Genomic DNA, 21822 nt, shown 5'->3' with positions numbered 1-21822 from the left:
CCCTCAAGATGAGATTTCCCTAGGCGTAAGCCTTAAGACCCCTGAAAGATGATCAGGTTGATAGGTCCGAGGTAGAAGTGTGGTGACACATGTAGCTGACGGATACTAATCGGTCGAGGACTTAATCAAATGAAAGGCGAAAACGCCTGTTCATCGACGTATAAACTTTCTAGATTCTGACGAGATAAAGGAAACACGGCGAAGAATGAGCCGATGTTGACTTATCGTAGGAAGAAGCGTAAAAGTTTACTAGTCGATAGGCGTTGTAGCTGGATCTAATTAATGGTGTTTCTCGTTTATCTTCTTCTTTATCTGGTTTTGAGAGAATAACAAAAATTTCTCTTGCTTTTTACATAAAAATGGTTATAATAAATAATGTCGATTCTAAACGAATCTTCTACTAAGTAAAAACATATTTTATGCAAATGAAGTCTGGTGGCAATAGCGAAGAGGTCACACCCGTTCCCATCCCGAACACGGTAGTTAAGCTCTTCAGCGCCGATGGTAATAGGGGGCTTCCCCCTGTGAGAGCAGGACGTTGCCAGGCTAATAAATAAAATTGAGAGGAGCAAGCAGAACAAGGAAGCAATTGAGTGAAGAAAAGATCGTACTCCGGTACGTGACTGACTGAACGAATGAAGCTGACATAGTAATGCACTGCTCATCACAATTTTATAATGGAGGATTAGCTCAGCTGGGAGAGCATCTGCCTTACAAGCAGAGGGTCGGCGGTTCGAACCCGTCATCCTCCACCATTATTTTGCCGGCCTAGCTCAATTGGTAGAGCAACTGACTTGTAATCAGTAGGTTGGGGGTTCAAGTCCTCTGGCCGGCACCATGGACGAGCCATTAGCTCAGTTGGTAGAGCATCTGACTTTTAATCAGAGGGTCGCAGGTTCGAATCCTGCATGGCTCACCATTTGATAGTTGTTCCAATTCATCGAGCGGGTGTGGTGGAATTGGCAGACACGCTAGACTTAGGATCTAGTGCCGCAAGGCGTGGGGGTTCGACTCCCTTCACCCGCACTTAAATTATTTTGTAAGCACCCATATCTGCGGAAGTAGTTCAGTGGTAGAACATCACCTTGCCAAGGTGGGGGTCGCGGGTTCGAATCCCGTCTTCCGCTCCAGATTATGATTATGCCGGGGTGGCGGAACTGGCAGACGCACAGGACTTAAAATCCTGCGGTAGGTGACTACCGTACCGGTTCGATTCCGGTCCTCGGCATTTTTAGCGCCCGTAGCTCAATTGGATAGAGCGTTTGACTACGGATCAAAAGGTTAGGGGTTCGACTCCTCTCGGGCGCGCCAATTCTAAAAGTAGAATTTGGAATAATAATGTTTTACCAAATTTATAACGTCCAACATTCTATTTCTCACATTAAACGGGAAGTAGCTCAGCTTGGTAGAGCACTTGGTTTGGGACCAAGGGGTCGCAGGTTCGAATCCTGTCTTCCCGATTATTCTTTAATGGGGCCTTAGCTCAGCTGGGAGAGCGCCTGCCTTGCACGCAGGAGGTCAGCGGTTCGATCCCGCTAGGCTCCACCAATGAATGTGAATTAATCAATGTGGCGGTGTAGCTCAGCTGGCTAGAGCGTACGGTTCATACCCGTGAGGTCGGGGGTTCGATCCCCTCCGCCGCTATCAACAATGGACCTTTAGCTCAGCTGGTTAGAGCAGACGGCTCATAACCGTCCGGTCGTAGGTTCGAGTCCTACAAGGTCCACCATGTTTTTATTCCTGGAGGAATACCCAAGTCTGGCTGAAGGGATCGGTCTTGAAAACCGACAGGCGGGTTAAACCGCGCGGGGGTTCGAATCCCTCTTCCTCCGCCATATACTTTAAAAATCGTCGCGGGGTGGAGCAGTCTGGTAGCTCGTCGGGCTCATAACCCGAAGGTCGCAGGTTCAAATCCTGCCCCCGCAATTTGGTCCGGTAGTTCAGTTGGTTAGAATGCCTGCCTGTCACGCAGGAGGTCGCGGGTTCGAGTCCCGTCCGGACCGCCATTTGTATTACATAAACTTATTGTTAAATGAAAGGTTTAGGATAAGCGTGAAGATCGAGAAAGCGTTCGAGAGAGCATCGAAACGTACTTAGTACGTGTGGATGTGAAAGAGTACGCTGACAAAGAATTTCGAAGCTTAGCGTAAACCGTAACTTAAGGCTCAGTAGCTCAGTCGGTAGAGCAAAGGACTGAAAATCCTTGTGTCGGCGGTTCGATTCCGTCCTGAGCCACCATTTTAAATGATGCGATATGGCGGTTATGGCGAAGTGGTTAACGCATCGGATTGTGGCTCCGACATTCGTGGGTTCGATTCCCACTAGTCGCCCCATTATAAATTTTCTGCGGGTGTAGTTTAGTGGTAAAACTACAGCCTTCCAAGCTGTTGTCGTGGGTTCGATTCCCATCACCCGCTCCATTTTTTACGAAGGGCCTATAGCTCAGCTGGTTAGAGCGCACGCCTGATAAGCGTGAGGTCGGTGGTTCGAGTCCACTTAGGCCCACTATTCCGCAGTAGCTCAGTGGTAGAGCTATCGGCTGTTAACCGATCGGTCGTAGGTTCGAATCCTACCTGCGGAGTTGTCTAATGCTTTCTAACAAATGTTTTTACGGGGAAGTACTCAAGTGGCTGAAGAGGTGCCCCTGCTAAGGGCATAGGTCGCGTAAGCGGCGCGAGGGTTCAAATCCCTCCTTCTCCGCCATTACATATTTTTAAGGCCCCTTGGTCAAGCGGTTAAGACACCGCCCTTTCACGGCGGTAACACGGGTTCGAATCCCGTAGGGGTCATCTCAAAAAAGATCACAACTTCAAAAGGAGTTGTGATCTTTTTTATGGATTCAGAAACGACTTGTCTGATGCTAGTTTGCTTGTCGCCAATAGCCAGTACTTATTGTTCTCTTAATCCGAATGATCATCATCAACATAGCTGTCTTTTTCTTTATAAGGGATATCTCCCAATGGCGACTCCATTCCGGTGTCGTCCAGCTGTTCTTCATACTCTTCTTTTTCCTCTGTTTGCAGGGTACTTCGATGCTTCCCACTCATATCGGTTACGCTAAAGGTCTCATACTCCTCTTGGGTTCCATCTTTGCTTTCGTCTTCATACAGCTTATTATAATCATCATAATCGCCGACAAAATCTGATGGGGTCTCTGAGGTTCCGAATTTTGCGACCTGTTCGAAGCTGTCTTCGTAATCTTTTATTGGACCTTTATATCGATTGGAAAAGGAATTGTCATGGGCTGGTTTTAAGATTTCTTCTTCAACGGGTCGATCCTCAGGCACTTTTTGTTCTGGCGAGTGGTCAATACAATAGGTTGTGGAAGGAAGAGCCTCCAGTCGTTCATAAGGGATCTCTTTCCCGCAGACTTCACATTGCCCATATGTCCCTTTCTCCATTGCTTGTAGGGCATGTTCAACCTTTCCTAGCTCATCTTGAGCATGTACAGATAGAGCCATATCTTTTTCTCTTTCATAAAAACCTGTACCCGCATCGGCTGGGTGGTTATCATAAAGAGAAAGTTCGCCAATATTTTCGTAAGCACTGCGATTCCGAAAACTATCTTCATCATCTGTTATTTCAAGTTGTTGCTTCTGTTGTAAAAGCTCTGCTTTTAAATTCGTCATCTGCTCTTTGGTAATCATCATGGCACATCCCTTTCAAGTCTTCAAAAGTAGTATAAGCACTTTTTAAAATGCTAATCAGGATCTTTTATGATTACTTATCTTTTCCTCTAAAGAAAGGGTGATAAACATAAAGTGAAACTTCATCCCCCACTGAATGTTAAGGATCAAAGCGGCAGGCTCAAAGCACGACATCCTGTCGTTTCGCCCGCACTAGTACGTCCTGTACGTCCAACACCTTTGTGACCTGCGTCCTGCAGGCCTGAACCAATCGGGTATTTACTGGCAGTTGTCCCCCACTTATCACTCTCGTTTTCACCTGGAATTCCTGATGGGGGTCTTACTGCCAGTTAATTCGGGATAAAAAAGCCCTCCTTTAAGGAGAGCTAGGTTTAGATAAAGTAGCTAAGAATCACACCAACGGACATTAAGAGTCCATAAAACGTGTTTGTTTTTGCTGTAGCAACCATTGCTGGCATCATTTCATATGGTTCAGTTTTTCCCATAAAGCCTTTTACTGCTTGTACAGCTTTAGGAATACTTATGAAGGTAACGAATAACCAATAAGGTGCATCCGTAAAAATTGTCATAAAAATAATCCATACATAGGAAAAAGCAAACATCGTTGCTAATAATTTAATCGCATTTTTTCTTCCAATGAGAATCGCAATCGTTTTACGACCACTTTCTTTATCGCCATCTAAATCGCGAATATTATTGGAGAGCATAATACTGCCAATAAGCACGGAAACCGGAATGGAAATGAGCACACTTTGTTGAGAAATCGCCCCAGTTTGGATGAAATAAGCGATTTGAATAATGACAAATCCCATAAAAAAGCCTGACATCAGTTCTCCAAAGGGTGTGTAGGCAATCGGATGAGGGCCAGCCGTATAAAAATATCCGACAAGCATACAGACAAAACCGATCACTGCAATCCATAAGCTGGTGGTTAGCGAAATATAGACACCGAGTAGAAGGGCAATGCCAAAGAGCATAAAGGCTAATTTTAAAACTGTTTTGGGCTTCACACCATTTCGAACAATCGCTCCACCGATCCCAACCGATTCCTCATGATCCAATCCTCGCACATAATCAAAGTATTCATTAAACATATTGGTCGCGGCTTGAATTAACAGGCTTGCGATCATCATTGCTAAAAATAAAGGGATATGGATGGCATAATCTTTACCTGCGATAGCAGTTCCAAGCAATACTGGGACAAATGCTGCTGTAAGGGTATGAGGGCGTGCAAGCTGCCACCATATTCTCCAGCCCTTATCTGCTTGTATAACAGAACTAGTCTGAGCTTTCATAGAAACGTCTCTCCTCTAATGAACAAATAATAAAATAATCAGGATCAAAGGCTAAAACCGCGACGTCCTGTTGCAATGCCTTTGTGACCAATGTCCTGTTGGCCTAATGGCCATGTGCACCATGCCCGCATGACGTCACTTTTATGATCAATATCTTCTTAGTCTCTTATAAAGTTTATGAAAAGTATCACAAAGTGTCAATCCTTTCTGGGTAAATATTCATGGGAAATGATTTCCTAAGTGTGAACACTACATTTAACGTGCTACTTCATATATAATAAAGAAGTATACAGACTTTAGAACGTAGCTTTAGGAGAGATTGACTTTGAAGACAATATTATCCCCCAGTCGCTTTGAACAATCAACTGCAATCAAGAGGGGCAAGCTTTTTAGTTATACAGTACCTATAGATCCATGTGATCTTTTTGTTTTTTATCAGTCCCATCGTCCTACTTCAATAGGACAAAGATTTTATTGGAAAAACGCTGATGGTACCTGTGAAATGGTAGGAGTAGGGGTTGCTTTATCGCTTACAAGTAAATCCCCTGAGAGCAGATTTGCGGAGATTCAGCAGCAATGGGACAAGCTGATACAAGAAGCGCAGATTGAAAATAACTATGATGTAGCAGGAACTGGCCCCTTATTATTTGGCGGCTTTTCCTTTGATTCCCAGCAAATGCCGGCTAGTGAATGGGAAGACTTTGGGCATGCCCTCTTTTATTTACCTGAAATCATGATCACTTGTTCACAGGAACACTATTTCCTAACGATTAATCAATTCGACTCAATGAATCTAGAGGGTGGAGAACGAGTAAAACAATGGGTAAAGAAAATGAAGAGTGAGTCCCTTAGTATTCCAGAACGATTAGCCCAAAAGGAATATGATATAGAGGGATGGCTGAAAAGTGTGGAAGAGGTCGTCAATACATTACAAACCACTGATATGCAAAAGGTTGTATTGGCTAGAAAATTGCAGCTTGATTTTACGGAGCCTTTGCGATCAGAGCCCATTATCGACCAGCTATTATCCCAGCAACCGAATAGTTATGTATTTTCGATGGAAGCTGGGGATAGCTGTTTTCTTGGTGCTTCGCCGGAACGGTTGATTGAAAAAATGGATCAGCAAGTTCTATCAACTTGTTTAGCGGGCTCGACGGCTCGTGGAGAAAATAAACAGGTAGATAAACGTTTAGGAGACAGCTTATTACAGGATCCGAAAAACCTTTTCGAACATGAGTTAGTTGTATCGATGATTGAAGATGCCTTACGCCCATTTTGTGAAGAAATGCTCGTACCTAAGGAACCGATCTTATTAAAAACGCCGTATATCCAACATTTATATACCCCTGTAAAAGGTAGGTCGAAACGAGATTGTTCTATTCTGGAAATGGTGCAATCTCTTCATCCAACCCCTGCCATGGGCGGGGTGCCGACAAGATCAGCGATGAACATAATCCGTGACAAGGAAAACATGGATCGTGGTTTTTATGCGAGTCCGATCGGGTGGACAGACTACCAAGGAAACGGGGAATTTATCGTTGGGATCCGTTCAGGGCTTGCAAAAGGGAGCTCCGCCTATTTATATGCGGGGTGTGGAATAGTTGCTGATTCCAATGCTGAGAAAGAACTCGTTGAAACGCGGATTAAATTCCAACCAATGTTGCGTGCTTTTGGGAAGGAGAGCCTATGAAATTACATCAACAAGCTTTGACCGAGTATTTAGCCGCTTTTATCACCGGACTTGTGCAAACGGGTGTCAAAGATGTAGTCATAAGTCCTGGTTCTCGCTCAACACCGCTTGCTTTGTTAATGGTAGAGCACCAAAAGATTAACACATATATCAATATTGATGAGCGGTCTGCAGGATTCTTTGCGCTCGGTCTTGCAAAAGCTTCGAAATCGCCTGTCGTTCTATTATGTACATCAGGGACAGCGGCAGCCAATTACTTTCCAGCAGTCGCTGAAGCGAACTTATCTCGAGTGCCTTTGATTGTATTAACGGCAGACCGGCCTCATGAGTTACGAGATGTAGGGGCACCGCAGGCGATTAATCAGCTTGCTTTATATGGCGACCATGTGAAATGGTTCGTGGAGATGGCATTACCTGAAAATAGTGCAGAACAGCTAACCTATGCCAAAATGGTTGCTCATCGCGCTGTAAAAGAATGTATAAGCTCTGTTTCAGGTCCTGTACATGTCAATGTGCCGCTTCGTGAGCCATTGCTTCCAGCTCTTGATCCCTATCCATTCACAGAGGAGCAAACGGAATGTGAAATTATTGCAGGGGAATTCACATTACCACAGTCGATGCTTGAGCGAATGGCAGAAGACCTTACTCATTATCAAAATGGCTTGATTATTTGTGGGCAGATGGATCAACCCAATTTTGCAAATGCGATCATCCAATTGGCTGAAAAATTAGCTTTTCCGATTCTAGCAGATCCTTTGTCTCAGCTTCGAGTGGACAAGGCGCTAGTCATCGACAGTTATGACGCCATTCTCAAAACAGAAAGTGTGCTTCAGCAATTCCAACCAGATTTTATTTTGCGATTTGGCGCGATGCCGGTATCCAAACCACTTTCACTCTTTATGAAAAAACAGCGTGGGATTCCGCATTATGTTGTCGACGGCCAGGCAGGCTGGCGAGATCCTTATCATCTGGGTACCAAGATGATTCAAATGGATGAGACCGCATTTTGTCAGCAATTGACGAATCTTGTAAAAGAAAATAAAGCTGATGAATGGTTAAGGCAATGGCAACAGCTAGATCAATTAGCGAAAAAAGCAATCGAAAACCATATGTCTCAAGAACAGGATTTAGAAGAAGGGAAAGTCTTTTATGAGCTCTTTCCACTTTTACCAAAAGAAAGCACGATTTTTGTTGGCAATAGTATGCCGATTCGCGATGTAGACACATTTTTTCATAAAAACAATCAAGGCATTAACGTCATGGCCAATCGTGGTGCGAATGGGATTGACGGGGTTGTTTCCACAGCTTTAGGGGCTTCTATCTATCAACAACCTTTATTTTTATTAATCGGCGATTTATCCTTTTTCCATGATATGAACGGATTATTAGCGGCAAAATTATATGAATTAAATATGACGATAATTTTGGTAAATAATGATGGGGGAGGGATATTCTCCTATTTGCCACAGGCAGACTCGAAGCAGCATTTCGAAGCTGTATTCGGAACACCGACAGGATTGGATTTTAAGCATGCTATGCAACTGTACAACGGAAAATATGAAAAGATTACAGATTGGGCACAGTTCTCAAATGCTATTCAATCAGCAGCAAGCTATAAAGGCTTAAATGTGATTGAAATTCCGACAGATAGGGCGAAAAACCTAACATCTCATCGGAATATGTGGGATCAAGTTTCCCGGGAAATAACAACTTACTTACATGGTGTAGAAAAATGAAGATTCATGTGAATGGTGTAGATTATTTTTATACGATCCAGGGAAGTGGACCTCCTCTTTTACTTTTACATGGATTTACAGGCGATCATTCGACATGGACAGATTTTGTGCAATCGATGCAAGACGATTATACGCTTTTTTCGCTTGATTTATTAGGGCATGGAAAAGCTAGCATACCTGCTGATCCTCCTCGTTATGAAATTAAGCAGTTGGCGAATGATCTGGCAGCTATTTTAGAAAAATTAAAGCTTGAAAAAGTCCATGTGCTCGGCTATTCAATGGGAGGGAGATTAGCTTTAAGCTTTGCGATTCTCTTTCCTGAAAAAGTGAAAAGCTTGATACTCGAAAGTGCATCGCCTGGTTTAGAGTCAGCAGAAGAGCGGGAAGCGAGAATCCAACAAGATGAGCGGTTGGCACAGATGATTGAAGAAAAAGGGATGAAGGAATTTGTCGATTATTGGCAGGATATTCCTTTGTTCGCTACACAGAAACATCTGCCTGCAACCCGTCAAGAAGAAATTCGCAAGCAAAGACTTCAGCAAAATCCAGTTGGACTTGCTGGCAGCTTGCGAGGGATGGGCACAGGACAACAGCCTTCCTGGTGGCCTTATTTAAATGCTGTAAGGATGCCAGTGCAATTGATCTGTGGAGAGCGGGATGAGAAATTTTGCCGGATTGCAAAGGATATGGCGAAATTTATGTCCAATGCAAAAATAATAAAGGTGCCAAATATGGGCCATGCAATTCATGTGGAGGTTCCGAAAAGATTTGATACAATAGTAAGGGAGTTTTTATCCCAATTATGAAAGGAGTCAGATTATGTCGATTCAATGGACTAGAAAAAAAGAGTATGAAGATATTTTATATGAAACATATAATGGCATTGCCAAAATTACAATCAATCGACCTCATGTACATAATGCATTCAGGCCGGAAACTGTAACAGAGCTAATGGATGCTTTTGCCTATGCTCGTGATGACAAAGAAGTTGGCGTGATTATTTTAACAGGGGCAGGAGAGAAAGCTTTTTGTTCAGGTGGAGATCAGAAGGTACGAGGCCATGGTGGTTATGTCGGTGGAGACAATATCCCACGCTTGAACGTCCTTGATCTACAAAGACTTATTCGTGTCATTCCAAAACCAGTCATTGCTATGGTTGCCGGATATGCGATCGGTGGCGGACATGTGCTTCATGTTGTCTGCGATCTAACAATTGCCGCTGATAATGCTGTGTTTGGGCAAACTGGACCAAATGTAGGTAGCTTTGATGCCGGATACGGATCAGGCTATTTAGCTCGGATTGTCGGGCATAAGAAAGCGAAAGAAATTTGGTTTCTCTGCCGTCAATATAATGCACAAGAAGCGTTAGATATGGGCTTAGTCAACACAGTTGTGCCACTCGACCAATTAGAGGCGGAAACGGTGAAATGGTGTGAAGAAATGCTCGAAAAAAGCCCAACAGCCTTGCGCTTCCTAAAAGCAGCATTCAATGCTGACACCGACGGTCTAGCAGGGCTCCAACAACTGGCTGGAGACGCTACATTGCTTTATTACACAACAGATGAAGCAAAAGAAGGCCGTGATGCCTTCAAAGAAAAACGTAAACCAGACTTTGATCAATTCCCGCGTTTTCCTTAATATCGTTATGGGTGACTTGGTGGCATGCCACCAAGTCTTTTTATAAAATTTTTCTTAAGATTGCTTTAAGGCTATGCAGTTGTGTCCAGCTCCAGGTGCCGTCAGCTTGAGGCTCGCAGGAGAGAGTCCATTGGCATTACGACATACAGGATAGGATGTCCTAGTGCAGACGAAGCGAAGGACGGCACGAATATAGCCTTTCTTCTTACATCAAGGTGCTTGCGCTTTTCTTAGGAAGCATGAAAATTTTACAGAAAGTGAGTGAAATGAATGGGAGAGAGGATCCCCAATTGGCTTTTGCAGCGAAGTCATATAAGTCCGAATAAACCTGCATTAGTATATGAAGACCAAGTATGGACTTTTCAAGAAATGAAAGAGATTGCCCAGAATTTGCAAAAGAAGCTAGCTTCATGTCTAAAAAAACAAGACCAACGGGCCGCAATTTTAATGAAAAATCATCCGAAAATGGTGTGGCTCATTCATGCCCTTCAACAACTTAGGATCGAAACGGTTTTTTTAAACCCTCGTTTAACTTCTGGAGAATTAGGATTTCAATTGCAAGATAGTCAAGTAGAACTTCTTTTTTGTGATGACACATTTGTAGAAATAGCGAATGAACTCCGTGGTGAAAACCTCCAACTGCGAATTTATACAACGACTCAATACGAAAAATTCCCCGATCAGCCGTTGGAAATAAGAGATGAATACGACCTGGCGGCAACTTGCTCCATTATGTATACCTCAGGTACGACAGGCAAGCCCAAAGGCGTACAGCAAACTTATGGCAATCATTGGTGGAGTGCGATTGGTTCTTCTCTTAATTTAGGGCTGCATGAAGAAGATTCCTGGCTTTGCGTGGTCCCTCTTTTTCATATTAGTGGTCTTTCAATTTTAATGAGAAGTATCATTTATGGGATGCCAGTTTATTTGCTGGAACAATTTGATGAGGAAAAAGTCAATACTTTACTCCAATCCGGTCAAGTGACGATTATGTCTGTTGTATCTGCCATGATGAATCGCATGCTTGATGGTTTAGGAGCGAAAAATTATCATCCGCATTTTCGCTGTATGTTACTTGGTGGAGGACCGGCGCCCTTACCGCTTTTAGAAAAATGTGTTAATAAAGGGATCCCGGTTTTTCAAACATATGGTATGACGGAGACATCCTCGCAAATTGCGACACTAAGCCCGGAAGATGCGTTTGAAAAATTAGGTTCAGCAGGAAAGGCGCTTTTCCCAGCCCAAATCCGAATTATGAATGAACATAACGAAGAAGCTGTGCCAAAGCAACTAGGAGAGATTCAATTAAAGGGTCCGAATATTACAAGTGGATATCTAGCTCGTCCTGAAGCCAATCAAACGGCTTTTGAACAGGGCTGGTTTAAAACAGGAGATATCGGCTATCTGGATGAAGAAGGATTTTTATATGTGTTGGATCGTCGTTCGGATTTAATTATTTCAGGGGGAGAAAATATTTATCCGGCAGAAATCGAGGAAGTGTTACTGGGACATGAGGCGATCGTTGAAGCAGGTGTTACAGGTGCGGAAGATCAAAAATGGGGACAAGTACCCTTTGCTTTTGTCGTTATGCGAAAGTCTGTGTCAGAGACGGAGATTATCCAATTTTGTCGCACTCAGCTGGCGGCATATAAAGTACCTAAAAAAATCATTCCAGTTGAAACTTTACCACGGAATGCCTCTAATAAATTATTGCGCCGCAAGCTACTAGACTATCTAGAAGAGGGGAAACATTCATGATCGATATTGTGAAGGCCCGGATCTCGATTGTGTCGATGCCTTTAAAAAAGCCATTTTCCACTCATTTAGGGATCGTGCGCGAGCGGGAAGCAATCCTAATTGAATTATGGGATCGCGCGGGCGAAGTTGGATACGGAGAAACAGTTGCTTTTTCCTCACCGTGGTATACAGAAGAAACAGTGAAGACCGCATATCATATGCAAAAAGATTTTATTTTACCTGTGATTTTGCAAAAAAAATTCGCTCACCCCTCTGAGTTTACGCGTGAATTCTCCAGTATAAGGGGGAATCCAATGGCCAAAGGTGGTGTTGAAACAGCGTTATGGGATTTGTATGCCAAACGACAAGGTCAGTCTCTTGCTGCGATACTTGGCGGGACACGCAACGAAGTGCTGGCCGGAGCGGTTGTGGCAACACAAGATGTAACGGAAGCTTTGAAACAGATTGAGCGCTTTTCGGAACAAGGATTTGAACGCATCAAATTAAAAATTAGTCCTGCTAATGATAGCAAATTTATCAAGGCGATCAGAAGGGAATTCCCAGATCTACCTTTGATGGCGGATGCCAATTCCGCCTATACTCTGGCTGATGTCGACCGTCTTCGTGCATTGGACGAATTTGGCTTGCTTATGATTGAGCAACCTCTTGGACCAACAGATCTCGTTGAACATGCCATTTTGCAAAAACAAATCAAAACACCGATTTGCTTAGATGAAAGCATCACCGATGTTCATGATGCCAGAAGTGCAATTCAATTGGGAAGCTGCCAAATCATCAATATCAAAGTAGGGCGTGTTGGGGGACTGGCAAATGCTAAGCAAATGCATGATCTTTGCCAAGAAAACCAGCTCCAAGTCTGGTGTGGCGGCATGATCGAATTTGGTATTTCGAAAGCCCATAACTTAGCCCTCGCTTCACTTCCAGGCTTCACCCTGCCGGGGGATCTATCCCCATCTACCCATTATTGGCAAGAAGATCTTATTGATCCGCCCATTGAGATGAAGAAAGGGAAAATTACCGTTCCCACTCTTCCCGGAATTGGCTTTTCATTAAACGAACGGCGGCTGGAGGAAGCGCGTCTACATACAGAAATCATCGAATAAAAACCCGAGCAGTCAAAGCTCGGGTTTTGAGTTTGCGGAGGTTTATTTCTTCTTAAACGTCTGACAATCAGTTTCTTCTTCGGATGTTGCATTTTTACCATGCTGACTGACAACATAGATACGATCAGCCCCACATTGATTTCCAGCTTTCCAATAATGACAATTTTGCACTTCACATAGAACGTCTTCTGCCATTTGTACCACTCCTCGTTAGATTTCGTGAATACCTTTTTAGTGTTGACGAGGAGTAGGTAAACCATGTCCGTTTTCCATATAAAGCTTTTTCTAGTGCTTCCAGATTTTGTTTTATCAGAGATACCTCAAATTAGGAATGGTTCTTATTTGCAATATAAAAATTTTTAAAAAGGACATCATCAAACCTGTTATTTTAATCATTAGGCTGGTGCTTCAACTTTTCAATTTTTTTAGGAACAGGATCGATTCCGCCTGGGTGAAAGGGATGACATTTTACAATTCGTTTGATGGTGAGCCAGCCACCACGAAGCGCACCAAACCGCTGGATCGCTTCTAATCCATATTGCGAGCAAGTAGGATAAAAACGGCAGGTGGGCGGCTTTAAGGGAGAAATAAATTTGCGATAAAACCGAATAAGATGTAAAAAGATTGATTTTAACATAGGCAATTTCTTCTTTCCAAAAAGTTAGTTTGACAATAGTTTAACACATAAAGGGAAAATTTGAGTTTGTTTTGTTTCGCAAGATTTTGTGTGGCTGTATTTTTAACTAGCGCAAAAAATATGAACATTTAGATATCTGGGCAAATAATGTGTAGAGCACTTGTGATCATCCTTTTATACTTAACTTTAAATTAATTTCAGGAAGGATTGATCGGATGGAGGATTTTTTAAAAAGGTATATGTTGGGGTGTTGTGTTCTTTTTTCTCTCCTGATTAGTGTCGGTTGTGCTGAAAATACGAATCACTCAGAAGAAAAAGAAACGGTAGAGCTAACAATGGCATGGTCAGGAACAGAAGAAGCTTTTATTGAACGCTTTAAAGCGCCTGTTGAAAAACAGTTTGACCATATTGAAATAACTCAAGTGGAGGCACATTCAGGAAATACGGAACAGTTAGAGGAAATGATTGCTTCTAACCATATCCCTGATCTCTGGGTGACAGGAAGCCCAGGGAGCACAACCGCTATGTTTCAAAAAGATTTGGCTTATGATTTAAGCGAGATGTTTGAAACAGTTGGTTTTGATCTTTCCCGCATTGAGCCAAATATTGTTGATGAACTGCGAAGCCGAAGTAATGAGTTTCTTGGCGCTGATTCGAATATCCTAGGTGCTCTTCCATTAAAACGAGGGCTTAGTGCTCTTTATTTTAACAAAGATATTTTTGACTTATTTGGCGTTGACTATCCTAAGGATCATATGACCTGGGATGAAGTGGCGGATTTAGCAGCAAAAGTTACACAGGAAAAGGATGGAATTCAATATCATGGTTTGCATGTTCACTTTCATTCAGCTTATACTCAACATGGTGTGGATCACCAGAATGAGAATGGGGATCCACAGTATGATAAGGAACCAGCCTTCCGTAAGACCTTGGATCTTATGGAGAAATTATTTAATATTCAAGGGAATTATCCAGAACGCCCTAGTGATCTGAATGATGCATTTATGGAAGGGGTTCTCGCCATGCATGCAACTTATGATAGCACGTTGACGTATACAGACGCTCCTTTTGAATGGGATATTGTGACATATCCAAGCTGGGATAATATGCCTGGAATTGGTCCGACATCAAGTGGTGAAGTTATTGGGATTACCAATACGAGTGAACGGATTGAGGAAGCATTCCGTGTCATTGATTTCCTTTTATCCGATGAATATCAAACTAAATTTTCAATCGAGGGGAATGCCTCACCTCTTGTTAACGAAGAGATTCATGCTGTTTTTGGTGAAGGGGCACCTGCCTATCAAGATATTCATATTGAATCTTTGTTTGATAGTACACCTCAAAAGCGATCTGCTAATCGCTTTCAGGTTGAGCACTCTCTTGAGGCCGCTGGAGAACCATGGCATGGAAGGGTTTCTGATGATTTTTACGAGTCAGGCCTAACCCCGCCTGAATTTGTAAGATGGTTACAAGAACGCGGTGAAATTGTTTTGAAGGAGCTAGAAGGACAAAATTGAATAAGCTAGACATATTTACAATGAAAGTAGGGGACAAAATGGATCAGCGAAAATTAATAGCTTGGCAACCAGTTAAACATTTAGCAAATGGACAAATGACCAATGCCCATTTTAACTATACAGATCATGGTCTTTATTTAAAATTAATAGATATTCATGGGAACGCGGTTGATATTATTTACGATCAAATGTCGAATATGAATGATTTTGTCTGGTCATTTCGGTATGCAGGCGAAATACCCAGGACAGATTTAACCAACCTTGTAGTCGAAGCTGAAGATGAAAATAACATCGATCCGGCAGCGGCCTGCTTTTATAAGATGGAAAACTCTGATTTCATTGAGTGGTTTGATCAACTGAGATATATGGGGAGTGACGACTTTCCGGATGTTGAACATCATTTATTTTTATATAATGATGGGGTATTTGAAGTGATTAGTGATTATGAACCGAAGTTTATTGTTCATCATAAATAAGAGTTATTGAGATCGGCTAGAGAAGCGCAATGCAGGAAGAAGGAGCGCAATATCTAAGAAAGCCACGCATGCAAACCAAAATAAGAGCTTAAGATCAACATGGCTCAATTGATCTTAAGCTCAATTTCTTTATAGCTTCAAAGGTCCCGCCGCTTTCACTCGCACGAGGATCGCGTTGCCAGGCAGATAGGCAAGGGGAAAGTCTTCTAATTGGATGATATCGACTTGATCTGGATTGGCTCCTGCTGCAATTGCGGTTTGGATTGCTTCAGCCTTGGCTTCTTCAATTGCTTCTTGATGGGATTGATTGTCTAACGGATAAATCCGTTCAACGGTGCCGCTGATATCTCCCAAAGCCGCCCCAATCGCATTGGCGACACCAGCATGGGCTGGGCGAATGACTTGACTAGCGCCTTGTAAGTCCTTGGGCATTAAGGAGGCACCACCGCCAACTAGGACCACTGGCAAAGCTTCTGCACTTGTTTTCATTCGATCGATCGCCTTTTCGACCATTTCGACAAGGGCAGGATAAATATTGTCAATCGGATAGGAGGCAAGCTGATCACTGTTTGTCCCGACAATCGTCATCATACCTGCACCAATCGCTACATCTGTAGCCGTTAATTCCTGGCCGCCAAAGACAATCGCTTTTTCTGTTAATTGATGACCGACACTATCTGGTCCGATTTTCCAAGTTCCGTCCTGTAAATGAACACGGGTACCACCACCTAAGCCGATTGAATAAATATCCGGCATCCGGTAATTGGTGCGTACTCCTCCGACTTCTACGGCTAGCGAAGTTTGCCTTGGAAAGCTATTACTTAGCACACCAATATCCGTTGTTGTCCCGCCAATATCGACGACAATCGCATTGGGTTCTTGTGAAAGGTGAGCCGCCCCACGAATTGAGTTTGTCGGTCCACAAGCAATCGTGAAAATTGGATATTTTTGAGCAAATTCATGCGTCATTAAGGTACCATCATTTTGTCCTAAATAAATTCGCGCCTCGATCCCTTGCTCCTCTAATGCTTGTTGAAAGCCTGTTGTAACATGTTTAATTGTGTTCATCAAAGCCGCATTCAAAATTGTCGCATTTTCGCGTTCGATTAATCCAATTGAACCAATTTCACTTGAAAGCGATAATGGAATACCTGGTAATTCTTTTTCTAAAAACGCGGCTACTTCTTTTTCCTGTTCATTTAAAACAGGGGAGAAGACCCCAGAAATAGCAATTGAATCGACGTTTCCACGGAATTGTTGGACAGCTTGTTCGAGCTCATCATAGTGCAGTGCAGAAATCGGTTCTCCATTATATTCATAGCCGCCATGAACAAGCACTGTCGTCACTTGCAGCTTCTCCACTAAATCCTCTGGCCAGCCAATTAACGGAGGAACGGTTGTCCCAGAAGGTAGGCACAAGCGGATAATGCCGACTTTATTTAATCCTTTTCGTTCCACAATCGCATTCGTACAATGCGTGGTCCCTAATGTCGCCACTTGAATCTCTTGCACATTTATTCTTGCTTCCTCGACCAAGGCTTCAATCGTTTTTTCCATACCTGTAAAAATATCCGCGGTTGTAGCATGTTTTGCACTTGCCAACACTTGATTATCCGCGTTTAAAAGCACACCATCTGTATTGGTTCCACCAACATCAATTCCGAGTCTAATCATTTGTTTGCATGCTCCTTTACTAACGATTCCAAGGGTCTATAATCATACGGATACTGAAAATAATGAGGACCTGCTGTGTCAATCCCCATCTTACTCCGCCATTTATCATGGGCCGGGAACGCGACTATGACGACTCGTGCGCCATATTTTAACCCTTCTGTTGTGATCGGCATTCCGGTTTCTTCATCTAAAACAGCGATTAAATCAGGAGTCATCGCAATCGGCTTTCCATTTATTTCTGCTAATAAATGCTCGTTTTGGAAATGCAAGGTACAGGCTTGTTGATCAAAATCATCGGTTCCATCAAACTGAGCTTCTCCGCGCGTGAATCCACCTTGGATTCCCCTTTTTATGTGAGTCGCTTTTCCTTTAAAAAGACGATATCCTTTCAGTAACTTCAGCATTTGTTCAATCGGATGGATTTTAGCGGTACGGTTCTCTGATAATAAAGCCCCGATTTCTTGCGCGAGCGTGAGCGTCCCAGGAATCACACTTTTCTGCGCTTGTTCACCAGTAATTCCATAATCGCAAACAATTGAAGAACCTCCCATAGAAATCGTAATATTTCGCGCTAATTTTTCACTCCAAAAACCATCCACAGGTTCGATGGTGACCGTATTACCTTGCTCATCGCCAATCGTCACGATCTTTGGCTTTAATCCGTCCAAATGGAAGGTAACCATTTGCGCCTCAGGAAAAGCCCGTCCCATTGCATCTCCATCTAATATCGGAATGCCATTCATCGCAGCAACAGCGACGGGAATTAAAGAATTGACACCACCGACTTCGATTGGCATCACTACATCCGTTTTTTTGCCAGCAGCTTTTTCATAGGCTTGTAATGGAGCTGATAATTGTTCAAAGGAAGGGATTTTTTCAACTAACACACTTGGGGAGCCCATCCCAGAGGCTGGGAGTACCCAATCATCTTCATTCAATTCATCGATGGATATCACTTGGACTGGACCAAATTTTTTAATGGCAGATAAGGCCATCATCTTTCCAATATAAGGATCTCCGCCCCCACCAGTGCCAAGGACAGTGGCACCGATCGCAATATTTTCTATATCTTTTTCATGTAACCATCTCATTAGACAGCTCTCCTTTGTTTAAATAAAATAATGAAAATCGCTTGGAAAAGAAAGGCGACTAGAAAACTATCTACCGATGAGATTGTGGTGAGTGTGAATAGTTCTAAGCCAATCGGACCTTCCATTGTCAACCAGCTAATGAGAGTACCCAGCACCCAGGCAAGCAAGGGTAGGAATTTATAGGCTTGATTGTTCCTATTTTTGAACAACGATTGCCCGCCGATATAGTAAGAAGCCGTGTATACCCCGCCAATGGGGGCGATAAACATCGTCATAATTGTTAAGAAATCGATGAAATAATCATAAATTCCTAAGACAGCAAGTAAAGTTCCGATAATCCCGGCAATTAACGTAAGCACAACCTTATTTGTCTTTGAAAAAATCACAGACAAACTCAATCCAGATGAATAAGCATTATTGGTATTGGTTGTCCACTGTGCAAGAATGAGTACTAAGATGCCTGGAACCCCTAAGCCAACTGTAATCATAATCGTTGTGAGGTCGCTCTCATCCATAATTCTGGAGAGAATCATCGCAATCACAATCATAAAGCTATTACCAAAGAAAAAACCAAAGAAAGAAGCGAGAATCGCATCCTTTTTCGTTCGAGCCCATCTAGATACATCTGGTGAAATCACGGCTCCGACAACAAAAACACTAATGACTAGGGAAATCGCCATACCAAATGAGAATATATTTTCAACAGGTGCTGATAATTCACTTGCACCGTATTTTTTTATCGCTAGAATCACGGATAAAATGACTAATATCAAAAGTAAAGGCACAGACCATGAGCTTAGCTTCTCAATCGCGCGATAGCCAAGAACAGCAGTCGTCATCATTAAGATCCCGCCAATTCCAGCCAATAGAGGAAGGGGAATCTCCCATCCTACAACGCCTTTGATAGCCGCAAAGGCATTTTCTGCAAAAAATCCAGTTTGCACACCAAACCAACCAAGTAGAGAGACGGCTAAAAACAGAGAAACAAATTTCGCTCCATTTGCTCCAAAGGTAAATTTGGAAATCATCGAAGTGGATAAACCAGTGACCGCCCCGACATAGGCACAAAAGGCGGCTAATACGCCTAGAATCGCGGAGCCAATTACAACTGCAAGCAATGCATCTTGAAAATTCATCCCAGCTCCTAATTCAGCTCCAAATAGCATGGCAGAAAGGTCAATCCCCACTGCGATCCAAACTAAACTAATGGAATACCATCTTTTTCTTTCACTTATAGGGACAGGCTGTCTTTCATAATCATTATTCATGTTGTAGTTCCTCCAATAGTATTCCCATGATTGTATTTGCTTGATTTATTTGTTCTTGCAGGGTCTCGTCATCATAAAGATTGATTTCCCAGAAAATCCCGTCCATAAGTAAAGCAAATTGCTTTGTCAGCATGGTTGCTTTCTTTTCAGTTAAATGGGGAAAATCTTGCTTTGCAAGTTCCACTAAGGAATCAAACATCCATATATCAAATGTTTTCATATGCTCTTGAAGAAACTGCTTCATTTCAGCCGGTGGTGAAGCCACAAGGGAAATATAAGCATTTGTTTCTTGCATATGACTTTTGTGATAGGCAACAGTCCCAGACAATAAAGAGTGGAAAATTTCAAGAATTCCCTTGCCTTGTACTTCCGCTAATATTATTTTCATTTGTTCAAAATGTGACTCCAATAATTTTTGGAAAGCAGCAATAAATAGCTCCTCTTTATTTTTATAAAAAAAATAGATAGATGCTGGCTTGATTCCTACCTCTTTCGCGATCTTTTGCATGGTAGCCCCATGATAATTAAACATCGAATACTGATTGATCGCCGCTGATAAAATTTTATCTTTCGTCAAAATATGCACCACCTAATGATCGTTAGGTTAATAATATAGCAAGTTTTGTCGAAATTCAAGTGGTTTTTTATACGTGATTCGGAATAAATATGTAACGGCAGGGTGGAATAATTTTTTTGAAAAAGGGGAATCTAAACATGTTTCAAATCGGGAAAGCCGGGTATATATAATTAAAGGGAGTGATAATATTGACAAACACACAAGTTATTGAAGTGTTGAATAAACAAGTAGCGAACTGGACTGTCCTTTACACGAAATTACATAATCATCATTGGTATGTGAAAGGACCACATTTTTTTTCTCTGCACGTGAAATTTGAAGAACTTTATAATGAAGCTGATGAGAATATTGATGAATTGGCGGAAAGATTACTGTCAATTGGTGGTTCTCCCGTTGCCACGCTAAAAGATGTCCTACAAATGGCAAGCATCGGAGAAGTAGAAGAAACCTTAGATGCAAATGGAATGGTGCAATCAATCGTCGATGATTTTACAATATTAATTGATGAATTAAACGAAGGAATGGAAATAGCCGAAAAAGCAGGAGATGAATCCACATCTGATATGTTCCTAGCTATCCACACAAGTTTGGAAAAACATAATTGGATGCTACGAGCTTTTCTCGGAAAATAAAAAAACTTGGTGCCATAGTGCACCAAGTTTTTTTATTGAGAAGCCCATTCCCGAAGAGAGAAGCCCATTCCCGAAGAGAGAAGCCCATTCCCGAAGAGAGAAGCCCATTCCCGAAGAGAGAAGCCCATTCCCGAAGAGAGAAGCCCATTCCCGAAGAGAGAAGCCCATTCCCGAAGAGAGAAGCTCCCAATTCCGGAGAGAGAAGCTCAATTCCGGAGAGAGAAGCCCATTTCCGGGGAGAGAAGCCCATTCATATGTATTAGTGATAGAATTTTGAATGTTTAGAAGGATATTGGTCATGAACTTCGGACTGTTCCATTTTCCCTTTGAGGGATTCCAATAGATACATTCGGATAAAATATTGCAGTTCAAATTCATTCATGTCATGGACGATTTGCATAAGTTCTTTTTTATTATAATGCTCGAGAACAGCGAAAGTGATCATGTCTAAATCCTCTTCATCCGTAATTTTGTCTTGGTACATTGCAAATAATTCATCTACAAGCTTCATTCTTAGCACCTCCCTTTTAGCTTTTTACTTTTTCTTACCCTTCTTTTGAAAAAACAATCCTACCTTCGTATATTTTCCTTAATCTACATTCCTATGTGTTAGAACCCTTTAAGAATAAAATAAGATGAAATGCAGCAAAATATGCATAATCATCAAAAGTGATGACTTTTGGATTACATTGACTTGGAGGTAGATGAATGTGGATCAACAAGATCGCCAGACCTATTATATATCCATTGGCGCAGGAGAAATCTTTTCAACTCCCAATGTCTCACCATGGCAGTTTAAAATAAATGCCACAGAACAGCAAATAAGCAAGTTTCGGCAAATTTTCGATTCCAATTATACCAACAGCATAGCAGACTTTGCCCGTGCACATATTCCTTGGGTAGAATATCACAATGACCCCACAAATGATAGATATGACGCAAATTTAACCCAAATTTATCAAATGATCTACGAATTAGGGGACCAAGAAACAAAAAATCATATTGATAGCATCGGGATTTTAAATAATGGGGACAATAATGGGGACAGTCCCCCGATGTGATAAAGGGGTAAAGGATTAC

Annotated in this window: 19 protein-coding genes, 21 tRNA genes and 2 rRNA genes; 33 read left to right on the top strand and 9 right to left on the bottom strand. The window is 42.3% G+C overall.

Going from position 1 to position 21822, the window contains the following annotated elements:
* The 23 genes from KI375_RS17810 to KI375_RS17700 form a co-directional block, all read left to right on the top strand.
* Positions 1-129, top strand: a 23S ribosomal RNA gene (locus KI375_RS17810); the annotation flags it as partial.
* A gap of 302 nt (positions 130-431) precedes the next feature.
* Positions 432-547: ribosomal RNA gene (gene rrf, locus KI375_RS17805) — 5S ribosomal RNA — on the top strand.
* 132 nt (positions 548-679) lie between these two features.
* A tRNA-Val gene (locus KI375_RS17800) sits at positions 680-755 on the top strand.
* 7 nt (positions 756-762) lie between these two features.
* Positions 763-838 (top strand) — tRNA-Thr (locus KI375_RS17795).
* A gap of 5 nt (positions 839-843) precedes the next feature.
* Positions 844-919: transfer RNA gene (locus KI375_RS17790), tRNA-Lys, on the top strand.
* Positions 920-944: 25 nt separating this feature from the next.
* A tRNA-Leu gene (locus tag KI375_RS17785) sits at positions 945-1026 on the top strand.
* 29 nt (positions 1027-1055) lie between these two features.
* Positions 1056-1130: transfer RNA gene (locus KI375_RS17780), tRNA-Gly, on the top strand.
* A 12-nt stretch (positions 1131-1142) separates the two neighbouring features.
* Positions 1143-1228, top strand: a tRNA-Leu gene (locus tag KI375_RS17775).
* 6 nt (positions 1229-1234) lie between these two features.
* A tRNA-Arg gene (locus KI375_RS17770) sits at positions 1235-1311 on the top strand.
* Positions 1312-1386: 75 nt separating this feature from the next.
* Positions 1387-1460 (top strand) — tRNA-Pro (locus tag KI375_RS17765).
* A gap of 12 nt (positions 1461-1472) precedes the next feature.
* Positions 1473-1548 (top strand) — tRNA-Ala (locus tag KI375_RS17760).
* Positions 1549-1570: 22 nt separating this feature from the next.
* Positions 1571-1644: transfer RNA gene (locus KI375_RS17755), tRNA-Met, on the top strand.
* Positions 1645-1652: 8 nt separating this feature from the next.
* A tRNA-Ile gene (locus KI375_RS17750) sits at positions 1653-1729 on the top strand.
* A 13-nt stretch (positions 1730-1742) separates the two neighbouring features.
* Positions 1743-1835: transfer RNA gene (locus tag KI375_RS17745), tRNA-Ser, on the top strand.
* Positions 1836-1852: 17 nt separating this feature from the next.
* A tRNA-Met gene (locus KI375_RS17740) sits at positions 1853-1926 on the top strand.
* 3 nt (positions 1927-1929) lie between these two features.
* Positions 1930-2006, top strand: a tRNA-Asp gene (locus tag KI375_RS17735).
* Between the two features lie 156 nt (positions 2007-2162).
* A tRNA-Phe gene (locus KI375_RS17730) sits at positions 2163-2238 on the top strand.
* 19 nt (positions 2239-2257) lie between these two features.
* Positions 2258-2333 (top strand) — tRNA-His (locus KI375_RS17725).
* 13 nt (positions 2334-2346) lie between these two features.
* Positions 2347-2420, top strand: a tRNA-Gly gene (locus KI375_RS17720).
* An 11-nt stretch (positions 2421-2431) separates the two neighbouring features.
* Positions 2432-2505, top strand: a tRNA-Ile gene (locus KI375_RS17715).
* 4 nt (positions 2506-2509) lie between these two features.
* A tRNA-Asn gene (locus tag KI375_RS17710) sits at positions 2510-2581 on the top strand.
* Between the two features lie 31 nt (positions 2582-2612).
* A tRNA-Ser gene (locus KI375_RS17705) sits at positions 2613-2703 on the top strand.
* Positions 2704-2717: 14 nt separating this feature from the next.
* Positions 2718-2789, top strand: a tRNA-Glu gene (locus KI375_RS17700).
* 111 nt (positions 2790-2900) lie between these two features.
* On the opposite strand, the gene KI375_RS17695 is transcribed toward KI375_RS17700, so the two are convergent.
* Both KI375_RS17695 and KI375_RS17690 read right to left on the bottom strand, forming a co-directional pair.
* Entirely contained in the window at positions 2901-3647 is a 747-nt protein-coding gene (locus KI375_RS17695; protein WP_212974783.1) for a TraR/DksA C4-type zinc finger protein, read from the bottom strand.
* Between the two features lie 371 nt (positions 3648-4018).
* The gene (locus tag KI375_RS17690; protein WP_212974782.1) at positions 4019-4942 is read right to left on the bottom strand and encodes a 1,4-dihydroxy-2-naphthoate polyprenyltransferase; all 924 of its coding nucleotides are present in this window, start codon (positions 4940-4942) and stop codon (positions 4019-4021) included.
* A gap of 325 nt (positions 4943-5267) precedes the next feature.
* On the opposite strand from KI375_RS17690, the gene KI375_RS17685 reads away from it, so the two are divergent.
* From KI375_RS17685 to menC, 6 genes are all read left to right on the top strand, one after another.
* Complete coding sequence (locus tag KI375_RS17685; protein WP_212974781.1) at positions 5268-6632, top strand: isochorismate synthase; 1365 nt, start codon at positions 5268-5270, stop codon at positions 6630-6632.
* The gene (menD, locus tag KI375_RS17680) at positions 6629-8368 is read left to right on the top strand and encodes a 2-succinyl-5-enolpyruvyl-6-hydroxy-3-cyclohexene-1-carboxylic-acid synthase (RefSeq protein ID WP_212974780.1); all 1740 of its coding nucleotides are present in this window, start codon (positions 6629-6631) and stop codon (positions 8366-8368) included. Before KI375_RS17685 ends, menD begins: the two co-directional genes overlap by 4 nt.
* Positions 8365-9174, top strand: a complete 810-nt coding sequence (gene menH, locus KI375_RS17675) for a 2-succinyl-6-hydroxy-2,4-cyclohexadiene-1-carboxylate synthase (protein WP_212974779.1) — start codon at positions 8365-8367, stop codon at positions 9172-9174. The genes menD and menH overlap by 4 nt, the downstream gene beginning before the upstream one ends.
* 13 nt (positions 9175-9187) lie before the next feature.
* On the top strand, positions 9188-10006 hold the full coding sequence (menB, locus tag KI375_RS17670; RefSeq protein WP_212974778.1) for a 1,4-dihydroxy-2-naphthoyl-CoA synthase: 819 nt from the start codon (positions 9188-9190) through the stop codon (positions 10004-10006).
* Positions 10007-10276: 270 nt separating this feature from the next.
* Positions 10277-11764: an o-succinylbenzoate--CoA ligase gene (locus tag KI375_RS17665; protein ID WP_212974777.1), complete on the top strand. Its 1488-nt coding sequence runs from the start codon at positions 10277-10279 to the stop codon at positions 11762-11764.
* Positions 11761-12867, top strand: a complete 1107-nt coding sequence (gene menC / locus KI375_RS17660) for an o-succinylbenzoate synthase (RefSeq protein WP_212974776.1) — start codon at positions 11761-11763, stop codon at positions 12865-12867. Before KI375_RS17665 ends, menC begins: the two co-directional genes overlap by 4 nt.
* A 42-nt stretch (positions 12868-12909) precedes the next feature.
* Here menC and KI375_RS17655 read toward each other — a convergent pair whose 3' ends face one another.
* Positions 12910-13062: a DUF1540 domain-containing protein gene (locus tag KI375_RS17655; RefSeq protein ID WP_212974775.1), complete on the bottom strand. Its 153-nt coding sequence runs from the start codon at positions 13060-13062 to the stop codon at positions 12910-12912.
* A 193-nt stretch (positions 13063-13255) separates the two neighbouring features.
* A complete protein-coding gene (gene yidD / locus KI375_RS17650; protein ID WP_212974774.1) occupies positions 13256-13504 on the bottom strand; it encodes a membrane protein insertion efficiency factor YidD in 249 nt (82 codons plus the stop codon).
* A gap of 215 nt (positions 13505-13719) precedes the next feature.
* Between yidD and KI375_RS17645 the strand changes: the two genes are divergently transcribed.
* Positions 13720-15024 carry an ABC transporter substrate-binding protein gene (locus KI375_RS17645; protein WP_212974773.1) on the top strand — a complete coding sequence of 435 codons (1305 nt, stop codon included), beginning with the start codon at positions 13720-13722 and terminating at the stop codon, positions 15022-15024.
* Complete coding sequence (locus tag KI375_RS17640; RefSeq protein WP_244852800.1) at positions 15021-15500, top strand: hypothetical protein; 480 nt, start codon at positions 15021-15023, stop codon at positions 15498-15500. The genes KI375_RS17645 and KI375_RS17640 overlap by 4 nt, the downstream gene beginning before the upstream one ends.
* A 129-nt stretch (positions 15501-15629) precedes the next feature.
* On the opposite strand, the gene KI375_RS17635 is transcribed toward KI375_RS17640, so the two are convergent.
* The 4 genes from KI375_RS17635 to KI375_RS17620 are packed head-to-tail and all read right to left on the bottom strand — an operon-like array spanning position 15630 to position 20110.
* A complete protein-coding gene (locus KI375_RS17635) occupies positions 15630-17174 on the bottom strand; it encodes a hydantoinase/oxoprolinase N-terminal domain-containing protein (RefSeq protein WP_212974772.1) in 1545 nt (514 codons plus the stop codon).
* Positions 17171-18265 (bottom strand): S-methyl thiohydantoin desulfurase family protein, encoded by a 1095-nt coding sequence (locus KI375_RS17630; protein WP_212974771.1) that lies wholly within the window; start codon positions 18263-18265, stop codon positions 17171-17173. The genes KI375_RS17635 and KI375_RS17630 overlap by 4 nt, the downstream gene beginning before the upstream one ends.
* A complete protein-coding gene (locus KI375_RS17625) occupies positions 18265-19533 on the bottom strand; it encodes a cytosine permease (protein WP_212974770.1) in 1269 nt (422 codons plus the stop codon). The genes KI375_RS17630 and KI375_RS17625 overlap by 1 nt, the downstream gene beginning before the upstream one ends.
* Positions 19526-20110, bottom strand: coding sequence for a TetR/AcrR family transcriptional regulator (locus KI375_RS17620; RefSeq protein ID WP_212974769.1), 585 nt, complete (start codon positions 20108-20110; stop codon positions 19526-19528). The genes KI375_RS17625 and KI375_RS17620 overlap by 8 nt, the downstream gene beginning before the upstream one ends.
* A 188-nt stretch (positions 20111-20298) precedes the next feature.
* Here KI375_RS17620 and KI375_RS17615 point away from each other — a divergent pair, with 188 nt between their 5' ends.
* Positions 20299-20742, top strand: a complete 444-nt coding sequence (locus tag KI375_RS17615; protein WP_242698082.1) for a Dps family protein — start codon at positions 20299-20301, stop codon at positions 20740-20742.
* Between the two features lie 259 nt (positions 20743-21001).
* Here the strand turns inward: KI375_RS17615 and KI375_RS17610 are convergent, their stop codons facing one another.
* Positions 21002-21253 carry a DUF6154 family protein gene (locus KI375_RS17610; protein ID WP_212974768.1) on the bottom strand — a complete coding sequence of 84 codons (252 nt, stop codon included), beginning with the start codon at positions 21251-21253 and terminating at the stop codon, positions 21002-21004.
* A 199-nt stretch (positions 21254-21452) separates the two neighbouring features.
* Here KI375_RS17610 and KI375_RS17605 point away from each other — a divergent pair, with 199 nt between their 5' ends.
* A complete protein-coding gene (locus tag KI375_RS17605) occupies positions 21453-21803 on the top strand; it encodes a hydrolase (RefSeq protein ID WP_374706864.1) in 351 nt (116 codons plus the stop codon).
* Positions 21804-21822: the final 19 nt, after the last annotated feature.

Origin of the sequence: Bacillus sp. J14TS2, assembly GCF_018333015.1 — a bacterium.
Classification (GTDB): Bacteria; Bacillota; Bacilli; order Bacillales; family Bacillaceae_C; genus Lederbergia.
The sequence above is the reverse complement of the archived record's forward strand: the minus strand, read 5'-3'. Positions and strand labels throughout refer to the sequence as shown.

Coding starts and splice junctions, on each gene's coding strand:
- menB (WP_212974778.1), top strand. CDS start 9,188: ATGTCGATTCAATGGACTAGAAAAAAAGAGTATGAAGATATTTTATAT.
- yidD (WP_212974774.1), bottom strand. CDS start 13,504: ATGTTAAAATCAATCTTTTTACATCTTATTCGGTTTTATCGCAAATTT.
- KI375_RS17630 (WP_212974771.1), bottom strand. CDS start 18,265: ATGAGATGGTTACATGAAAAAGATATAGAAAATATTGCGATCGGTGCC.
- KI375_RS17695 (WP_212974783.1), bottom strand. CDS start 3,647: ATGATTACCAAAGAGCAGATGACGAATTTAAAAGCAGAGCTTTTACAA.
- KI375_RS17690 (WP_212974782.1), bottom strand. CDS start 4,942: ATGAAAGCTCAGACTAGTTCTGTTATACAAGCAGATAAGGGCTGGAGA.
- KI375_RS17655 (WP_212974775.1), bottom strand. CDS start 13,062: ATGGCAGAAGACGTTCTATGTGAAGTGCAAAATTGTCATTATTGGAAA.
- KI375_RS17635 (WP_212974772.1), bottom strand. CDS start 17,174: ATGATTAGACTCGGAATTGATGTTGGTGGAACCAATACAGATGGTGTG.
- KI375_RS17645 (WP_212974773.1), top strand. CDS start 13,720: ATGGAGGATTTTTTAAAAAGGTATATGTTGGGGTGTTGTGTTCTTTTT.
- menD (WP_212974780.1), top strand. CDS start 6,629: ATGAAATTACATCAACAAGCTTTGACCGAGTATTTAGCCGCTTTTATC.
- menC (WP_212974776.1), top strand. CDS start 11,761: ATGATCGATATTGTGAAGGCCCGGATCTCGATTGTGTCGATGCCTTTA.
- KI375_RS17610 (WP_212974768.1), bottom strand. CDS start 21,253: ATGAAGCTTGTAGATGAATTATTTGCAATGTACCAAGACAAAATTACG.
- menH (WP_212974779.1), top strand. CDS start 8,365: ATGAAGATTCATGTGAATGGTGTAGATTATTTTTATACGATCCAGGGA.
- KI375_RS17625 (WP_212974770.1), bottom strand. CDS start 19,533: ATGAATAATGATTATGAAAGACAGCCTGTCCCTATAAGTGAAAGAAAA.
- KI375_RS17665 (WP_212974777.1), top strand. CDS start 10,277: ATGGGAGAGAGGATCCCCAATTGGCTTTTGCAGCGAAGTCATATAAGT.